This is a genomic window from Palleronia caenipelagi (assembly GCF_007004065.1).
Classification (GTDB): Bacteria; Pseudomonadota; Alphaproteobacteria; order Rhodobacterales; family Rhodobacteraceae; genus Palleronia; species Palleronia caenipelagi.
In genome coordinates, this window is record NZ_VFSV01000041.1 from 1 (window position 1) to 15,054 (window position 15,054).

Below are 15,054 nucleotides of genomic sequence, written 5' to 3' on the forward strand. Positions count from 1 at the left end.
GCGCTCCCAATGGCGACCATGCCAAACTTGCCCGGGGCTCCGCCCGTTCAGGGCTGAAAACAGTCCACCGGACTGTTTTCCGAGCGCCCTTCACCCTTCATTGTCAGGCACGTCTGGATAGCTTCATCGCTGAAACCCGGCTGCCGCCCACGCTTCCCGCTGGGCGGCGGCTTCCACATCATGGCGGGATCGAACCAGATCGTCAGAGATCCGCGCTGGCACAGTGCTTCATTGTAAGCCGACCAGTTCGTGGTCTTGTCCTTCGTAGGGGCCCAACTGCTCATACCTTCCAGCTATCAAGCTGGGTTCACCCAGTGAATCCCTCACCCGATTTGTGCAACAAGGCCGCTCAACGCAACAAATTCGAAAGTTTAGAGCGGAATGTAGCGATGCCCGGAAATTCTGTGGTGCCCCAAGACGGACTCGAACCGCCGACCTACTATTTACGAAACAGTTGCTCTACCAACTGAGCTATTGGGGCATTTCGCGTCACGCTCTAAACGCTGCGCGCGGGTGGCGCAAGGATGAAAACGGGTCGGCGGTCTGATCTCGATTTGCTTGCCGTTGAGTTCTCCGGTCCCATCTACGGTGCGGGGCAGCCGAGCCGATCAGATAGGGAGTGAGTGGGCAAAGGTGGGTCCGGTCGGTCGCCACTCCGCATGGTGTCAGCGATGCCGCAAACGAGAGACCTCTCGTTTTGCTGCATGCTGTAGGGGGCGTCCGTGTAGGCCAGAAGACCGCTTCCCAGCACCGTATAGAGGCCGTCTGGTCGGGGCGGAGACACGTAACCTTCAGCTTGCACGATTGATACGGGGTCGGTGAACAGTCCGGTTTCCAGTTGCTGCACGTGCAGACCGTCGGAGCGAGGGAGACCGACGGCCCGCACAACATCGCCGCTTTCGAGATGCTCGGGGGCGATCCCAAGAAGATCCGTCTTGCCCAGCCGCAGATCACCGCCGAGCCAGGTTCCTGTGATCTGGGCGGGGAGATTCTCTGCGGGGTCAAACCGGCTCGCAACGACGTCGTTACCGCGCCAGACGCCGCTCACCGCGATCCGGTCGCCGGGCGCAATGCCGCTGTTCTCTCCCCAAACGGTCGTGCCGAGCACCACCAGGCGGTCGGGCTGCACCTCGCTGACCGGGCCTACAAGCGGCGTGACCTGCCGGATATGTCTTGCACGCCAGCCGTCGCCGTCGGGAACAGCGACGACCGCGACCGTGTGGCCGGGGCGCAGATCAGCGGCGCGGGTGGGACCAGTGGAATCGAGCACGGTCAGTTCTGGATCGAACGTGATATGCTGTCCGTTCACCCAGATACTCCCCAAATGGGTGATGGTGCCGAAAATACCTGCGGCCTCAATGCCGGTGCCGATGATGCCGCCCTCGCGGTCCTGGCCCCAAAGGGGAAGGCCGAGCAGTACCGCCAGACACAGGACCAAAATGGGTCGCAGCTTCATTGCTCGTCCTCCTTGGGGATCTGGCACATCTGGTAGGCGCCAAAGGCATAGTGGCCGCTCGGGTTCGTATTCGCGTCGCGTTCCTGCAAACGACGGGCCTCGGCGTTGATATCTTCGAGAAGGTCTTGTGCGCGGGCGGTTGCCAACGCGGAAAGAGCCTCGATGGAAGCCGGCGACAGGTGTGAGTAGCGCACCGCCCGATCAAATTGCCGTTCTGCACCGGGCTGGGCGATAAGGTTGTGCGTCGCGGCTTGGAGATGAGCAGACAGCGTGGCCTGATAGGCCGCCACCATGGAGGCACTCTCGCCTGTCGGGATGAGGGCGGTTGCGCTGAGCCGATAGCTCCCGTCCGCAAGTTCGCTCACCACGCCCTGATCCAGCAGCGCGGCCAGCACTGTGCCGGGCGCCATATCGACGCGCGTACGGCGGATCACATCATAGAGCCCGGGCGTGCCTTCGCGCGGCAGATCCAGCGGAGCCCCGTCCGCATCCTGGTACTCTGGCGTTGTCGCCCAATGGCTGAGGACCATGGCCACAGCGTTCATGGCTGCCGAGGGGGGTGCGTCCTTGGTCTGGTGCCGCAGCCGCCTGACGTCTTTCCTGTGCAGCCCCGTGCGCAGGCTGATCCGGCTGTCGCTGACTGTTGCGCCGTCCAGATCCATCGCTGCATCGAGCAAAGCTTGCTTCAGGGCCTCTGTCGCCTCCTGCACGGTGATCCCACGCGCCACCATGGCCTGCGCGAGCGGGCCAAGCAGCTGTGCCATGGCAGAGGCGAAGGGATCTCGTGTCGGATCGGTTGTCATGGGTCCAGCATATAGGTCCGGTGCAGAGTTGGGTCATCCCGAAGCATATGACCACGCCCTTGTGATGTGATGTAGCACGATAGAAATTGCAATGGGAAAATTTCCCATCAACATTGGTCCGCAGAGATTTCCTGCTCTGGAGGACATAAACATGAAGGACTTTCCCCAATTCGACGCACCTGCGCCCCGCGCCCTTGTTCCGGTGTTTGGAGCCGATCTGGACGATAGACCTGAGCACTATGACGACCCGCTGAACGGCCTGTCCGCGCTCGATCAGCTCAAATTTCGCAAATTCGGGTGGGGTCCGCAGATTGCCCCGCGTTTTGCTACGATCACCGATGCCATCAACCACCAGATTGCCACTCAGCCCGACGCGATGGCCGTGACTCATCTGGGACAGAGTCTGACCTATGAAGGGCTCGGCGTTGCCGCTGATCGGGTGGCCAACCGCTTGCGCGCCCTTGGGGTCAAGCGAGGCGATTCTGTTTGCCTCTACCTGCGCCGCTCGCTGCCGATGGTGGTGGGAATCCTCGCAACCCTGCGTCTTGGCGCGTCCTATGTCCCCCAGCATGTGGGTATCGCCCCGCCCGAAATGCTGCGCCACATCGGTCAGGCGACCGGGGCGCGCGTGATCCTGACGCTGGCGGAACTGGCCGACGATGTCCCCGTCGGCGAGGGGCAGACCGTTGTCAGTCTTGAGGATGTTATGGCGGATCCCGCCTATGACATGCCCCATCTGTCCACCAGCGCGCGGCGTCCCTCGCCGCAGGATGTGGCCATCGTGCTCTTTACTTCCGGCACAACCGGGGTGCCAAACGGGGTGCAGGTGACCCACCGCAACCTTTGCAACATCCTGCAAACCGCGCCGGGTGACATGGGAATGGGACCGGGTAAAAAGGTCGGGCAGATCCTCTCGATCGCCTTCGACATGGCTGCGTGGGAGACCCTCGGAGCGTTGTCGAACGGCGCCACGCTGGTCATTCGCGGAAAGTCGATTCAGGAAACGGCGGAACAAGTGGATGTCTTGATCGCGACCCCCTCGATTCTCGCCTCCCTCGACGCCAGCCGCTGCACCCAAGTGCAGATCGTGGCTGTGGCGGGCGAGCCTTGTCCCCGACCCGTGGCCGATCTCTGGTCGTCGTTCTGCACCTTCCACAACTCCTGTGGGCCGACCGAGACCACGATCATCAACACCGCCGAGCCGCACCACCCGCAAAAGCCGGTTCTGTCCATTGGCCGTCCGACACCGAACAACACGGTTTACGTGCTTGATGATGACCTCCGTCCACTGCCTATCGGTGAGAAGGGGGAAATGTGGGCGGGCGGTGACTGCGTGACCCTCGGCTATCTCGGCAACGCGGAGCTAACCTCCGAACGCTACCGCCCCGATCCGTTCCGCCCCGGCCATCTGATGTTCCGCACCCGCGATCTGGGTCGCTGGACCGAGACCGGGGAGCTCGAACATTTCGGGAGAGTCGACGATCTGGTGAAGATCCGCGGTTTCCGCGTGGAACTTGATGCCGTCTCCGGCGCACTTGAAGGCGCGGGCGGCTGTACACAGGCCGTCACACTGAAATACGACAACCGGCGGCTGGTGAGCTTTGTGACCCCCGCCCATGCGGATCTTGATGCGGCCCGCGCGGCCATCGCGGCGAAGCTGCCTTATTACTGCATGCCCGCACGGATCCAGACCATGGACGCCTTGCCCCGCACCCCGCGTGGCAAGCTCGACAAGCGGCTTCTTCTGGAGATGGCCCGCGCTGATCTCGATCCCGCCGGTGAGGAAAGCCTGTGATGACGATGCAAGCTGATGCAACCCTACCCCAAAGCTGGAACCCCCGCCGCGTCACCCGCCACCCGGCGTTGATGGAATACCGGCGCCTCGCCGCACTGGTCGCAGGAATCAATCTGACTGTCCTGATCCTTGGCATTCAGGACGGGCACTGGTGGGGGCCGGAGGGCTATGCGCTCCAACCCATCGCCGACATGGCGCTGATCAACCTGACGCTGGCGATCCTCATCCGCCAGCAACGGGTGGTGAACGCTCTGTTCTGGCTCGCCACCCGCATCCCGGTCAGCTGGCCGCTTTGGATCCGCTGGGGCGCGGGCAAGGTGTTCCACTTCGGTGGTCTGCATTCGGGCGGCGCCGTCTCGGGCGCCCTCTGGCTGGGCCTGCTGGTCTGGGCCATGGTGCGGAACCGCCTCGCGGGCGCCGCCGGTCCGTCGGACCTGACCATCGGACTGGGCCTCGCGATGGTCGCGCTGATGGCCCTGATGATTGCCTCCGCGCTTGGCCCGATCCGTGCCAAGTTCCACAACGCGTTCGAAAAGATCCACCGCTTTGCCGGCTGGACCGTTCTGGCGCTGTTCTGGGGGCAAACGGTCTCGATCACCCGCGACACGGGCGGAGTGCTTACGCAGACTCCGGCCTTCTGGGCGCTCTGCCTGATCACCCTGTCTGTGGCCTCACCCTGGATGACAATGAGGCGGGTGAAGGTTGGGATCGACAAGCCCTCGGATCATGTGGTGCTGGCGCAGTTCGACTATGGCGACACGCCCTTTCCGGGCAGCTCCAATGCCATCAGCCTGACACCGTTCGGGGAATACCACGCCTTTGCCAACATCCCCTCGCCGGATCGGAGCGGCTACCGCCTCGCGATCAGCCGGGCGGGCGACTGGACCGGGCGATTTATCGACACGCCCCCGGACAAGGTCTGGGTCAAGGGCATCACTACCTCCGGTGTGGCCCGCATCGAAGTGCTGTTCCGCAAGGTCGTCTATGTGGGCACCGGCTCCGGCATCGGCCCGATCCTGCCGCATCTTCTGGCGGGGGAGGTCCCAAACCGCCTGATCTGGTCCACCCGCAACCCCCGGGCCACCTATGGCGATGCTCTGGTGGATGAGATCGAAGCGCATACCGAGAACCCAGTGATCTGGGATACGGTGGCGGACGGCAAGCCCGACCTGTCGGCTCTGGCCCTCCGGGCCGTGCGTGAGAGCGACGCCGAGGCGGTGATCGTGATCTCGAACCAGAAACTCACCCGCAGGGTGGTGCATGACATGGAAAGCCTCGGCATCCCTGCCTATGGCGCGATTTGGGACAGCTGAGATGTACGAGACCATTGAAACCAGCACCGAGGGGCGGGTCGCCACGATCCGCCTCAACCGCCCGGCGCAACTCAACGCGCTGAACACGCAGGTCATGAAGGAGGTGCTCGCCGCGGCGAGCACCTTCGACGCGGACCCGGGCATCGGGTGCCTGATCCTGACCGGCAATGACCGCGCCTTTGCCGCCGGCGCCGATATCGCCGAGCTGGCAGGACAAGACTACACCAGCATGCAGGCGAGCGATTTCTTCGCTGGCTGGGACCGCTTTGCCGCGCTGCGCCTCCCTAAACTCGCTGCCGTGGCGGGCTATGCGCTGGGCGGTGGTTGCGAGCTGGCGATGATGTGCGACGTGATCTTTGCTGCCGATACCGCACGGTTTGGCCAGCCCGAGATCAAGATTGGCTGTATTCCTGGCATTGGCGGGTCACAGCGTCTCACGCGGCTGGTGGGTCGCGCGCAGGCGATGGACATGATCCTCACGGGGCGGATGATCGATGCAGCCGAAGCGCTGCGGATCGGCCTTGTCAGCCGAGTGATCCCCGCCGCCGATCTGGAACGCACAGCTCGGGAGGTGGCCGAAGACATCGCCGGCTACCCCCGCTATATTGCCCAGATGGCGCGGGCTTGCGTGAACATGGCGGAGCAGTCGACGCTCGAAACCGGGATCCGTTATGAGCGGCAGATGTATCACGCGCTTTACGGGTTGCCGGCCCAGCGCGAGGGGATGGCCGCCTTCCTTGAAAAGCGCCCGCCCCGGTTCAACCAGACCTGACAGTCCGGCGGCGGTTCAGCGGGCCGCCGCCTCCACCTTGCCGACGATATCGTCGACGACCTGCTCCATCAGGGTCTCGTCCTCGGCCTCAGCCATGACGCGGATCAGGGGCTCAGTGCCCGAGGCGCGGATCAGCACCCGGCCTGATTTGCCCAGACGCTTTTCGGCGGCTGCGATCTCTGCCTGCACCGCTTCATCCTCCAGCGGGGCTTTGCCAACAGCATAGCGGACGTTCTTCATCATCTGCGGCACTGCGTCGAACTGATGCGCAAGCTCCGACGCTCTCTGTCCCGTCTCGACCATGGCCGCGAGGAATTGCAGACCCGCCAAGAGGCCGTCGCCAGTCGTCGTGTGGTCGGTCATCACGATGTGCCCCGACTGCTCACCGCCAAGATTGTACCCGCCCTGCCGCATCGCCTCGACAACGTAGCGGTCGCCCACTTTGGTGCGCAGGAGCTTCAGTTTGCGGGCCGCGAGATAGCGCTCCAGGCCCAGATTGCTCATCACCGTCGAGACCAGCGTGCCCTGATTGAGCCGCCCCGCCTCAGCCCGACGCGCGGCGAACAGCGCCATGATCTGGTCCCCATCGGCCACTTCGCCGGTCTCGTCGATGATCATAACCCGATCCGCATCGCCATCGAGGCAGATGCCCACATCGGCCCGCCGCTCGCGCACGAGCTGCTGCGCAGCCTCGGGTCGGGTGGAGCCGCAATTGAGGTTGATATTCAGACCATCGGGCGCGTTGCCCATTGGGATCACCTCGGCGCCCAGTTCCCAGAGAACCTCGGGCGCGATCTTATGAGCCGCGCCATTGGCGCAATCGACCACCACCCGCAGACCTTCAAGCGTGCGACCGTTGGGCAGTGTATTCTTTATCCGCTCGGCGTAACGGTACATGCCATCGTCAATGCGGCGGGCTCGGCCAATCTTGGAGGCGCGTGCGGGCTCGGCGCCCTTCTGGACGATCCGCTCAATCTCAATTTCTGCCTCATCGGACAGTTTGAAACCATCGGGACCGAAGAACTTGATCCCGTTATCCTCATGGGGGTTGTGGCTGGCGGAGATCATCACGCCCACGTCAGCGCGCATCGACGGTGTCAGCACGCCCACAGCCGGGGTCGGTACGGGACCGAGCAGCAGCACATTCATGCCGGTGGAGGTAAAGCCCGCGGTCAGCGCCGTCTCGAACATGTAGCCGGACAGGCGCGTGTCCTTGCCGATCACCACACGGTGCGCACTCGATCCGCCCTCGCGCCGGAAATAGCGCCCTGCCGCTGCACCGAGGCGCATCGCCATCTCGGCGGTCATTGGGTAGCGATTGGCGCGGCCCCGGACTCCATCGGTGCCAAACAGCTTGCGGCTCATGGGTATTCTCCTGTGATGCTTGCCCGCCAGAGACGCAGGGCCTGCGATGTTTCGGCGACGTCATGGACCCGAAGGATTTGCACCCCCTGCGCCGCCGCCGCAAGGGCCACAGCGACGGATCCCGGCATGCGTGCCGCCGCGTTCTCGACCCCTGTAATGGTGCCGATGAACCGTTTGCGCGACGCGCCGAGAAGGATCGCACAGCCGAGCCCATGGAACAGCGAAATCCCGTTCAGGAGGTGCAGATTATGCGCCACCGTTTTGCCGAAGCCGATACCGGGATCGACGATAATCCGGTCTCGGTTGATCCCAGCATTTTCGGCCACGATGATCCGGGCCTCCAGCCAGTCGTAGATGTCCAGCAAGGCGTCGTCATACCGCGGATCATCCTGCATGGTTTGCGGGTCGCCCTGCGCGTGCATCAGGCAGATCGGCGCGCCACTCCCCGCTGCGACGGTGACCATCTCCGGATCGAAGGTCATGGCCGACACATCGTTCAGCAGACTTGCTCCGGCTCCGACTGCCGCGCGGGCGACCGGCGCTTTGCGCGTGTCGATCGAGATCGGGCCGTCCCAGTTTTCCCTGATCGCGCGGATCACCGGGTCGGTGCGCGCAATCTCTTCGGCCATTGGCACCTCTTTAGCGCCCGGACGGGTGCTTTCGCCGCCAATGTCGAGGATCGTTGCACCCTCGGCGATCAGCCTTTCGGCACCTGCCACCGCATCGTCGAGCCCCGCGTGAAGACCGCCATCTGAAAAGCTGTCCGGCGTCGTGTTCAGGATCCCCATGATTTGCGGGCGGTCCATCCGCAGCCCCGCCAGTGCGGTCCGGTTGTCCGTCAGGCGGTCGTACCATGGCTCCGGAAGCGCTTTCGCTGGCAGAACCTCCGGGGTGATGTCACGGGACAGCCGTAAAACATGCGTGAACCAGCAAGACCCGCCCGCGAGTGTCAGCGCCTCAGCAGGGCGGTGGGGACCCGTCTGGGCCAGAGGACGGTAATAGATCACAGGGTCCAGACCTCGACGCGCGGGCACGCGGCGGGCAAAGAATCGGGGGCCTCCACACCAACAAGAATCAACGCGCTCGCGTGCATCAACTCAGCAAACCAGCCGGCCAGCGCCACCGTATCGCGAGATTGAACCGAAGGCGGCTCGACCGCGTCGAGAACGATCTTTGAAGGCGCCCAGACACTGGTGGCCCCTTTCTTTGTTGCCCAGTCCAGCTCGGTCCGGGTCTCGACGACGACGCAGCGGGGATCGTGGGATGCGAGGCGCCAGCAGTTCTGTTCGATAGCCAACAGGTCGATGCGCTTTTGCGTGGGGGCATGGCCGGTGGAGGGCAAGGGCATCTCAGCCGGACCAACACAAAGGATCACCGGCCCCAGCGCCTCGAGCCGGTCAAGGATCTGCGGCAGGTCGTCGGCATCAATTGCCGCGTTGCCAAGAAAGGCCACAACGGGATGCGGCACATCCTCAGGAGCGATGGTCGTCTTCTTGCGGGGCGCGGTGCGTACGATTTCGACCCCCAGCGCGCCGGGGCCAAGGTCAAGCTTTTCGATCCGTATGAAGCAGCGGATCGCCTGCGGCTCCGACAGCACCCGAACGGCCAGCCGCTCGGCCAGCGTTTCCAACAGGTTCAGGCGCTCTTCGGCGAGTGAAGCGGCGATGGCCTCGGTGATCGTGTCATAGCTCAGGACCCGGTCCACATCGTCGCCCGAAGCGGCATCGTTCGGCCGGACTTCGACGACAACATTGAACAGCACGCGCTGAGTTCGGCCGCGTTCGGGCTGAAACGCCCCGATTTCCACTTCGACGAGATGATCGCGCAGGGAAATTCGGTCATGAAACCCATCTGGCGGGAAAGCCACGGATCGGGCCTCGGGATGATCGAACGCTATTTGTGTCTCGGTGCCCAAGCTTCTCTCCCTTCTTGCGCGCCCCTCCTGTAACGGCAGAGGCGCGCTGGGGGAAGGCTCAGCTGTTGCTGTAGAAGTAATGGGCACCGATGGTCGCAGTGCGCTGGAACTTGCGCGACCAGCTCGGACTGACGGCCTTGGTGTGGTAGAACATCGCGCCATTGGTCAGATGACGCGGGGCACCGTCGAGCATCAGTCGGGCGATCTTGCCCATGCGGGCCCAGGCTTTCGGTTCGGAGACGCGATCCGGAATGCCATCGCAGGTGTAGCTGAACTGGCAGGCATATTTGCGCCCGGTGCCCTGATTGACCACGCCACAGACGCTGTTGGGATATTTCCTCGAGTCGACCCGGTTCAAGATCACCTCCGCCACTGCGAAGACGCCTTTGACCTTCTCACCGCGCGCCTCGAAATAGAGCGCTTCGGCCAGACATTGCCATTCGGCACCGCCGCTGGCCTTAGGGAGGCCGGCCAGAAAGTCGCGGCTGTACTGGATGCGCGGGGCGCGGGCGGGTCTTGGAACGGGACGAACGAACGCTTTGCCGCTGCTGATGCGGCTCAGAGGGTCGGCGCCGCGCTTCATCCCGATGGCGTTGGCATTGCTGCCAAAGATGCCGTGAAGTCGGTCTTGCAGAGACTGTCGAATGTAGCGCGTTTCGCTCGCGCCGGAACTTGTTGCGAACCCGATTTCGGCGGTAGCGGGCAGGGTCCATGCACCGGCCATCAGGGCCAAAGTGAGGATCAGCCGCGCAACGTAAGTTTCGAGTCTTTTCAAGGTCACAGGGACACTCCATCTGGGTCCGCCAGGTGAGGCCATCCCGAGGGGGCCAGCAGCGGACGGGCGGACTCCTACCCGATGGAGGGTATTTGCGGAAACCCTGCCCCCCGTCGGGTGGCGATTCCCCGCCACAGTTTTGCAGATGTTGCGCGATCAGCGCCTGGGAGGTGCCGTTGTTGTCTCTCCCCGCGCCCGGATCGCAAGATGCGCAGCCGCCATCCGCGCAACCGGCACACGAAAAGGCGAGCAGGAGACGTAGTCAAATCCCGCATGACGACAAAAGGCAATCGAATCAGGGTCGCCTCCGTGCTCTCCGCAGATCGACAGCGTCACATCCCGTCGTGCCGCGCGGGCGCGGTTGGCTCCCATCGTCAGAAGTTCTCCGACACCGTCCACATCCAACTGCAGGAATGGGTCTTCCGGAAATACCCCTTCGGCCACGTAAGCGGACATGAACCGCCCCGCGTCGTCTCGCGACAGGCCGTAAGTCATTTGCGTCAGATCGTTGGTGCCAAAGGACAAAAAGCTGGCGTATTCCGCGATCTCGTCCGCCCGGAGCGCGGCACGCGGGGTCTCTACCATGACGCCAAGCCGATAGTCGAACTCTATCCCCGATTCGGTTCGCACCTGAGCGGCAACAGCTTCGATCCGCGCCTTGACGATCTCAACTTCCCGACGGCTCGAGACCAGCGGGATCATAACTTCGGGCGTCACACGGGGTGCTGATCCTATCGCCGCCTCGAAAATCGCGCGGGCCTGCATTTCGTAGATCTCGGGGACGAGAATCCCGAGGCGGACCCCACGGAGACCCAGCATCGGGTTCACCTCCGACAGGGCCTCGATCCGCGCTTCCACCCGCGCCATGGGCAGGTCGAGGCTCGCGGCCAGATCAAGCTTGCCCTGACGGTCATGGGGCAGGAATTCATGCAGCGGCGGGTCAAGCAAGCGGATCGTTACCGGCTTTCCGGCCATAATACGAAAGATTTCGAGAAAATCGCTGCGTTGAACGGGCAGCAGCTGCTTTAGCGCAGCCGCCCGGTCGGCGGGATCATCGGCAAAGATCATTTCGCGCATGACCGTCAGTCGGGCCTTGTCAAAGAACATGTGCTCGGTGCGGCAGAGCCCGATTCCCTCTGCCTCGAACCCGGCAGCGACGGCGGCCTCGGCAGGAGTGTCGCAATTGGCTCGCACCCCGATATCGCGGCGCTCATCGGCCCAGGCGAGAATCGTGCGGAACGAGGCGTCAGGCTCCGGCTGCACCAGCGGCACCGCCCCGGCAAAGACCCGGCCCGTCGAGCCGTCCACGGTGATCTCGTCCCCTTCGCCGAGCTCGCGCCCGTCGGGCAAGCGGATCCTGCGTGCGCGGCTGTCGATGGTGACCCCGGCAGCGCCCACCACGCAGGGCAAGCCGAGTCCCCGAGCGATCACCGCCGCGTGGGAGGTCACGCCGCCCCGTTCGGTCAGGATCGCCGCTGAGGCGTGCATCCCGAGCACATCTCCCGAAGTCGTCTCGCGCCGGATCAGGATCACGCTCTCTTCGCGCGCCTTAGCGGATTGCGCGGCCCGCGCCGAAAACACGATCCGCCCGGTTGCCGCGCCGGGGCTGGCCGGGATGCCGGTCACCACGACTTCGCCCCGCGCCTGCGGGTCCACTTGCCGGTGTAGCACATCAAGGAGCGCCTTGGGCGGAACGCGCAAGACCGCTTCGGCCTCTGGGATTACGCCGTCCGTGGCCAGATCCACCGCGATACGCAACGCCGCGCGTGACGTCCGCACCACCCGCAACGCATCCAGCGTATGCAACTCGCCATGGCTGACGGTGAACTCGATCTGCATTTCTTCGCGCAGCCGGGTCCGGCAGAGCTGGCCATAGTGCTTGAGCTGGTCGAGAATATCCGGGTTCTCTTCCTCCATAGAAGGCCCGCGCGGGTCGCTGATCAGATAGAGCGCATCGGCATCAGGGATCAGCGCTTCGCGGCCCTGGCTCTGGCGCATGTACCGCCCGGTGATCTGCGGCACACCCGTTTCTGAGGAGACGAACTGGATCACCCCGGAACCCGATTCGCCCCGGTGGGGATTGCCGACCCCCAGCACCATGCGCTGCACCACCAGTGCCAGCCCCGCATCCTCCGGCGCGCCGCGCGCCTGCCGCAGCAGACGCGCTGTGACACCGTTCCAGGCCAGCGACATCGAAGACAGGACCGCGGCTAGCTGCACTGCCGGATCCTCGGGGAATGGCTCGCCCATGGCGTCATCATAGGCCGCGCGCATCTCGTCGATCGTACGGTCGGGGCCGAACAGATCGGGATCGAGCCGCGCCACCTGCACCGCGTAGGATTGCAGGAACCGCGTATAGAGCGCATCCGCCGCCTTTGGGCCGAGCTCGTGGCTCAGCTTGGCGTGGCGGGCGCTGGTCATGCCGATATTCAGTATCGAAGTCGGCCCGCCCCATTCCGGCGCACCCGAAGACGGCCTGACCGAGACAAGCGCATCTTCACCGAAATGGGCGATGACGGCATCGGTGTCTATGGGCTGACCCTCGCTGATCCCGAGGATCGTGTGCATATCGATGGCCAGCGTGTCCGGCACCGGCAGGCCCAGCCGGACCAGGCGTTGCAGACATTTCGCCCGCACCCCATGGCTGGAAATGCGGATATTCGAGGTCGGCGTGACCGGCAGCACGCCCGGGGTGATCATCTCTGTCTGCACGTGGAACCCTTTGCTGGTTCCCTTGATACGAGCTTGACCCGGCGGCGCAAGGGCCACCGGGAGATGTGCTCAGCCTTCTATCCGGCTGAGATCGGCGACCTTCAGGCAGAGACTGCGGATCTGGCTCAGGAGGTTCAGGCGATTGCGCCGCAGGATCGCGCTGTCCGCGTTGATCTGCACCGCCTCAAAGAACGCGTCGATGGGCGCCCGCAGACCCGCCAGACCGGCCATGGCCGCAGCGAAATCCTCAGCGGACAATGCGGCCTCGATCTCCGGCCCTTTGGCATCCAGCGCCGAGAACAGCGCCCGCTCTTCGTCGGTCTGGGCGTGGGCCGGATCAGCGCCAAAGCTGTACTCGACCCCGTCCTTTTCCTCGGCCTGCGTCAGAATATTGCTGGCCCGGCGATACCCGGCCAGCAGGTTCGCGCCATCCTCTGTTTTCAGGAAAGCCGACAGAGCCTCAGCGCGCTTGACCAATAGGGTCAGGTCGTCATTGCCCTCCATCGACAGACAGGCGTCGATCACATCGTGACGGATCCCCTCGTCGCGCAGGTGGACCTTGAGCCGGTCGTGGAAGAAGGAGAGCAGATCCCCGTCGACACGCTCGGCCAGCGGCAGCCGCAAATCATTCACCAGCACCAACCGGATCACCCCCAGCGCGGCGCGGCGGAGGGCGTAGGGGTCTTTGGAGCCGGTTGGCTTTTCGTCGATGGCCCAGAAGCCCGCCAGTTTGTCGAGCTTTTCGGCCAGCGACACGGCGACCGAGACCGAGGCGGTGGGCACATCGTCGGACGGGCCGAGCGGCGCGTAATGTTCGGCCACCGCGTTGGCGATGTCAGTCGAATATCCGGCCTTCTTGGCGTAATAGCGCCCCATGATCCCCTGCAATTCGGGGAATTCGTAGACCATCTCCGAGGTCAGATCGGCCTTGGCGATCTGTGCCGCTTGCTCCGCTGCGTCCACATCGGCCCCCACGGCAGGTGCGAGTTGTTTGGCCAATTCGGCAATGCGCCCAACCCGTTCCGCCTCAGAGCCCAGTTTCGCGTGGAAGGTCACGCTGGAGAGGTTCTCCAGCCATTTGCCCATCCCAGCCGCCGCCTCGGCCAGATCGTTCTTCCAGAAGAACACCGCATCGGCGAGGCGGGCGGCCAGCACGCGCTGGTTGCCGTTCAGGATCGTGGCGCCGTGATCGGCGGTCTCGCGATTGGCCACGGTGACAAACCGCGTGATCTGCCCGGATTTATCCCGCAGGGAAAAGAACTTCTGGTGTTCGCGCATGGAGGTCTGAAGCACCTCTGGCGGCAGGTCGAGGAACTCCGCCCCGATCTCCCCCATCAGCGTCACCGGCCATTCCACAAGCCCCGCGACCTCGCGCAGCAGCGCCGCGTCCTCGACCAACTCCAGCCCGGCGGCAAAGGCCATGTTCTGCGCGTCGGCGCGGATGGTCTCGGCCCGCTCCTCGGGGTCGAGCATCACATGGGCGCGCTTCAGCTTGGCGGCGTAATCGTCAAAGGAACTGACCCGGATCTCGCCCGGGCTCATGAACCGATGCCCCTCGGTGACGTCGCCCGCCACGATCCCGTCCACGTCCAGCGGCACAACCTCATGGCCGTCTGGGCCGGTCAGAATGCAGAGGATCCGGTGCAGCGGCCGAACCCAGCGCAGGCTGCCCGCCCCCCAGCGCATGGATTTCGGCCATGGGAAAGAGCGGATCGTCTGCTCCAGAACCTCGGCCACGATCTCGGCGGCGGGTCGGCCCGGGCGCGCGATCACGGCAAAATAGACCTGGCCCTTTTTATCGTCCCGGATCTCCAGATCCTCGCGCGCCACCCCGGCACCCCGGACGAAGCCGTCAATGGCCTTGTCCGGCGCGCCGACCTTGGGTCCGCGCCGTTCTTCGCGCGTGTCGGGGGAGCGCTCGGCCAGCCCCTCGACCGCCAGCGTCAGGCGGCGCGGCGTGGCAAAGCTGCCCGCATGGGCATAGGTCAGTCCCGCCTCGACCATGCCGTCGGTCACCATCCGCTTCAGATCCTCGGCGGCACGCGCCTGCATCCGGGCGGGGATTTCCTCGGAGAAGAGTTCGATCAGAAGGTCAGGCACGGGCAATCCTCGGAGATTGGGGGAGGGCCACCGCATGACCCGTCCGCT

The 15,054-nt window shown here is 64.3% G+C and carries 11 protein-coding genes, 1 tRNA gene and 1 pseudogene; 3 read left to right on the plus strand and 10 right to left on the minus strand.

What is annotated here, in order from left to right; translation table 11 throughout:
* Positions 1–95: 95 nt before the first annotated feature.
* The 4 genes and pseudogenes from FEV53_RS16065 to FEV53_RS16080 form a co-directional block, all read right to left on the minus strand.
* A pseudogene (locus FEV53_RS16065) lies at positions 96–284 on the minus strand (transposase); the annotation flags it as partial.
* A 121-nt stretch (positions 285–405) separates the two neighbouring features.
* Positions 406–481: transfer RNA gene (locus tag FEV53_RS16070), tRNA-Thr, on the minus strand.
* A 102-nt stretch (positions 482–583) separates the two neighbouring features.
* A complete protein-coding gene (locus FEV53_RS16075; protein ID WP_142835805.1) occupies positions 584–1,456 on the minus strand; it encodes a DUF5666 domain-containing protein in 873 nt (290 codons plus the stop codon).
* Complete coding sequence (locus FEV53_RS16080) at positions 1,453–2,259, minus strand: DUF6502 family protein (RefSeq protein ID WP_142835806.1); 807 nt, start codon at positions 2,257–2,259, stop codon at positions 1,453–1,455. Before FEV53_RS16080 ends, FEV53_RS16075 begins: the two co-directional genes overlap by 4 nt.
* 151 nt (positions 2,260–2,410) lie before the next feature.
* Between FEV53_RS16080 and FEV53_RS16085 the strand changes: the two genes are divergently transcribed.
* Genes FEV53_RS16085 through FEV53_RS16095 form a run of 3 tightly spaced genes read left to right on the plus strand, consistent with a single transcriptional unit; the run spans position 2,411 to position 6,139 of the window.
* On the plus strand, positions 2,411–4,054 hold the full coding sequence (locus tag FEV53_RS16085) for an AMP-binding protein (RefSeq protein ID WP_142835807.1): 1,644 nt from the start codon (positions 2,411–2,413) through the stop codon (positions 4,052–4,054).
* The gene (locus FEV53_RS16090) at positions 4,054–5,367 is read left to right on the plus strand and encodes a ferric reductase-like transmembrane domain-containing protein (RefSeq protein WP_142835808.1); all 1,314 of its coding nucleotides are present in this window, start codon (positions 4,054–4,056) and stop codon (positions 5,365–5,367) included. Before FEV53_RS16085 ends, FEV53_RS16090 begins: the two co-directional genes overlap by 1 nt.
* 1 nt (position 5,368) lies before the next feature.
* Positions 5,369–6,139, plus strand: coding sequence for an enoyl-CoA hydratase-related protein (locus FEV53_RS16095; RefSeq protein ID WP_142835809.1), 771 nt, complete (start codon positions 5,369–5,371; stop codon positions 6,137–6,139).
* A gap of 15 nt (positions 6,140–6,154) precedes the next feature.
* Here FEV53_RS16095 and glmM read toward each other — a convergent pair whose 3' ends face one another.
* The 6 genes from glmM to glyS form a co-directional block, all read right to left on the minus strand.
* Positions 6,155–7,504, minus strand: coding sequence for a phosphoglucosamine mutase (gene glmM / locus FEV53_RS16100; RefSeq protein WP_142835810.1), 1,350 nt, complete (start codon positions 7,502–7,504; stop codon positions 6,155–6,157).
* On the minus strand, positions 7,501–8,511 hold the full coding sequence (gene folP, locus FEV53_RS16105) for a dihydropteroate synthase (protein WP_142835811.1): 1,011 nt from the start codon (positions 8,509–8,511) through the stop codon (positions 7,501–7,503). Before folP ends, glmM begins: the two co-directional genes overlap by 4 nt.
* On the minus strand, positions 8,508–9,419 hold the full coding sequence (locus FEV53_RS16110) for a dihydroneopterin aldolase (protein ID WP_142835812.1): 912 nt from the start codon (positions 9,417–9,419) through the stop codon (positions 8,508–8,510). The genes folP and FEV53_RS16110 overlap by 4 nt, the downstream gene beginning before the upstream one ends.
* Before the next feature lie 58 nt (positions 9,420–9,477).
* On the minus strand, positions 9,478–10,200 hold the full coding sequence (locus tag FEV53_RS16115; protein WP_425465499.1) for a cell wall hydrolase: 723 nt from the start codon (positions 10,198–10,200) through the stop codon (positions 9,478–9,480).
* Positions 10,201–10,350: 150 nt separating this feature from the next.
* Complete coding sequence (locus FEV53_RS16120; RefSeq protein ID WP_142835813.1) at positions 10,351–12,894, minus strand: putative PEP-binding protein; 2,544 nt, start codon at positions 12,892–12,894, stop codon at positions 10,351–10,353.
* A gap of 81 nt (positions 12,895–12,975) precedes the next feature.
* Positions 12,976–15,006 (minus strand): glycine--tRNA ligase subunit beta, encoded by a 2,031-nt coding sequence (gene glyS, locus FEV53_RS16125; protein ID WP_142835814.1) that lies wholly within the window; start codon positions 15,004–15,006, stop codon positions 12,976–12,978.
* Positions 15,007–15,054: the final 48 nt, after the last annotated feature.

What these genes read in the sequence shown, in the direction of transcription:
- FEV53_RS16075 (WP_142835805.1), bottom strand. Translation starts at nt 1,456, where the DNA reads ATGAAGCTGCGACCCATTTTGGTCCTGTGTCTGGCGGTACTGCTCGGC.
- FEV53_RS16080 (WP_142835806.1), bottom strand. Translation starts at nt 2,259, where the DNA reads ATGACAACCGATCCGACACGAGATCCCTTCGCCTCTGCCATGGCACAG.
- FEV53_RS16085 (WP_142835807.1), top strand. Translation starts at nt 2,411, where the DNA reads ATGAAGGACTTTCCCCAATTCGACGCACCTGCGCCCCGCGCCCTTGTT.
- FEV53_RS16090 (WP_142835808.1), top strand. Translation starts at nt 4,054, where the DNA reads ATGACGATGCAAGCTGATGCAACCCTACCCCAAAGCTGGAACCCCCGC.
- FEV53_RS16095 (WP_142835809.1), top strand. Translation starts at nt 5,369, where the DNA reads ATGTACGAGACCATTGAAACCAGCACCGAGGGGCGGGTCGCCACGATC.
- glmM (WP_142835810.1), bottom strand. Translation starts at nt 7,504, where the DNA reads ATGAGCCGCAAGCTGTTTGGCACCGATGGAGTCCGGGGCCGCGCCAAT.
- FEV53_RS16120 (WP_142835813.1), bottom strand. Translation starts at nt 12,894, where the DNA reads ATGATCACCCCGGGCGTGCTGCCGGTCACGCCGACCTCGAATATCCGC.